Genomic DNA, 1870 nt, shown 5'->3' with positions numbered 1-1870 from the left:
CGACGTGTACGGCCGGGTGTACCTGGGCGGCTACGGCGTGGTGTACGGCGACCGGTCCTGACCGTGGTGGCCCGCGGGCGGTGCGGCGGGACTGTGCCGTTGCGTCCTCGACCGGCCGCGCAGGGGTGCGGGAAAGTCGTGGCCGAAACGGCAACCTTTCCGTACTCTGCGGCCACTGAGTGGTGCAACATCGACTCGACCTACCGGATCGGACGAACATGAGGGCAACGAAGCACGCCGTCCCGCAGGCGGGGCGCGGGCGGGGGCTGGGCATGGGCATTGCGTCGGCGCTGGTGACGATCGGAGTGCTGGTGTGGCTGGCCGTCGTGCTCTTGCCGGGGAGCGGAGGCGGCTCCCGCCAGCCGGCCGCAGCATTTGTCGGAGCCACCCCGACAAGCGCGCCGCCCACCGCCGGTACCCCTGCCGGTGCCACGCCGTCAGCGGCCCGGCCGTCGGTCACGAGCCCCCTGCCGGCAGCGGCCGCGGATACTCCGTCGCCCTCGGCGGCCCAAAGCGTGCGTTCGGCGTCCACCGCGGCGCCCCTGCCGGGGCGGATCAAGCCCGGGACGAACTACCGAGGCGTCGCGACCTCCTACGACGCGGCCGACGGCAACGGCGCCTGCCTGTACGGCCCGTCCGGCGATCTCATGATCGCGGCGATGAACCACGCCGACTACGAGTCGTCCAAGGCGTGCGGGGCGTACGTGCTCGTCCGCGCTGCCAACGGGGCGAGCATCACGGTGCGGATCGTCAACGAGTGCCCGCTGCCCTGCGCGCCCGGGCAGCTCGACCTCAGCCGCGAGGCGTTCGCCAAGATCGCCGACTTGTCGGTGGGCCGCCTCCCGGTCACCTGGACGCTGCTGAGCCCCGGCGCGCCGGGTGCGATGTCGATCCGGTACAAGAGCGGGTCCACCCGGTGGTGGTGCGGGATCCAGGTGATTGGCCACCGGAACCCGATGGCGGCGCTGGAGGTCCGGTCCGGTGGCGGCTGGCGGCACTTGTCGCGCACCGAATACAACTACTTCCTCTCCCCGGACGGCAGCGGGTGCGGCGGCCCGATCAGGGTCACCGACATCTACGGGGAACGGCTGACCGTCGACGGGATCGCGTTGCGGCCGGACGTCGCCCAACCGGCCAAAGTCCAGTTCGCCCGGCATTGACCGTGCCGCCGGGCCGCGCGGGCGGGCCAGCGATCCCCCTGTGCGGACCGACGAAGGCATCCGCTCGGATGAGCAGGCGCCCCGCAGCAGGCTCGGATTCCGGCCTGCCGTACCGCCCCGGACGCCGCTCACGCATCGCCGGGGCGGGCGGCGATTGCCCCCTCCTCGGCGACGGCGGAGTCCGGAGCCGCCGGGGAGCCGCAGATTGCCGCACCGATGCTCTGGGGCGGTCGCGTGCGGTCTCTGCCCCTGGTTTGTGGGCGGTGCCCTGCGGCGGCCCGTCGTCAGGCCGGGGCTGCGCCGGTTCCCGCGATCACCTCGGGCCGCAGCAGGGCGGAGAGCGTCTGGGCCGGGAGCAGGCCCTTCTCCAGGACGAGTTCGGCCACGCCCCGGCCGCTGGCGAGGGCCTCCTTGGCGATGTCGGTGGCGGCTGTGTAGCCGATGTGCGGGTTCAGGGCGGTCACCAGGCCGATGGAGTTCTCGACGCTCGCGCGCAGGGTCTCGGTGTTGGCGGTGATGCTGACCACGCAGCGCTCGGCGAGGGTGAGGCAGGCCGCGCTCAGATGCGTGATGGACTCCGACAGCGAGTGCAGGATGATCGGCTCGAAGGCGTTGAGCTGGAGTTGGCCGGCCTCGGCGGCCATGGTGACGGCGACGTCGTTGCCGATCACCTCGAAGGCGACCTGGTTGACGACCTCGGGGATCACCGG

At 72.5% G+C, this 1870-nt stretch carries 1 protein-coding gene and 1 pseudogene; one reads left to right on the top strand and one right to left on the bottom strand.

Annotation, left to right across the window (positions count from 1 at the left end):
• The first annotated feature begins 218 nt into the window (after nucleotides 1–218).
• Entirely contained in the window at nucleotides 219–1160 is a 942-nt protein-coding gene (locus ABZ641_RS35605; RefSeq protein ID WP_359988565.1) for an expansin EXLX1 family cellulose-binding protein, read from the top strand.
• Between the two features lie 284 nt (nucleotides 1161–1444).
• On the opposite strand, the pseudogene aspA reads toward ABZ641_RS35605, so the two are convergent.
• Nucleotides 1445–1870 (bottom strand): annotated as a pseudogene (gene aspA / locus ABZ641_RS35600) (aspartate ammonia-lyase); the annotation flags it as partial.

Origin of the sequence: Kitasatospora sp. NPDC007106 (genome assembly GCF_040634455.1) — a bacterium.
GTDB classification, from domain to species: Bacteria; Actinomycetota; Actinomycetes; order Streptomycetales; family Streptomycetaceae; genus Kitasatospora; species Kitasatospora arboriphila.
The sequence above is the reverse complement of the archived record's forward strand: the minus strand, read 5'-3'. Positions and strand labels throughout refer to the sequence as shown.

Coding starts and splice junctions, on each gene's coding strand:
- ABZ641_RS35605 (WP_359988565.1), top strand. CDS start 219: ATGAGGGCAACGAAGCACGCCGTCCCGCAGGCGGGGCGCGGGCGGGGG.